General features: G+C 67.2%; 1 protein-coding gene. It reads right to left on the reverse strand.

Annotated features, from left to right (window positions below; genetic code table 11):
• Positions 1-265 (reverse strand): FAD-dependent oxidoreductase (locus LD028_RS09090; RefSeq protein WP_237811623.1); only part of this gene is annotated, 265 nt, incomplete at both ends.

The following is a 265-nucleotide window of genomic DNA, read 5'->3' on the forward strand; positions in this document are numbered from 1 at the left end:
TGGCCGACGGCGAGGGACAGGCTGGCGTAGGCGGCGCCGTTGGCGACGTCTCCGATGGCGTAGACCCAGTCGGCTCCGACCTGCTGGTTGACGTCAGCCTGCAGATACCCGCCTTCCAAGGCAGGCAGTTGTCCCAGCCCGTCGATGTTTCCACGCACGCCGATTCGCGGCAGGACCCAATCGACGACGAGCGTTTGGGGTGTACCGGGGCGGGGGGAATCCAGGGTGAGCACGGCTTTGCCGTTTTGCTCCCGGCAGCCGCTCA

This window comes from Anoxybacillus sp. LAT27, assembly GCF_022030075.1.
Classification (GTDB): domain Bacteria; phylum Bacillota; class Bacilli; order Bacillales; family Anoxybacillaceae; genus Anoxybacillus; species Anoxybacillus kestanbolensis.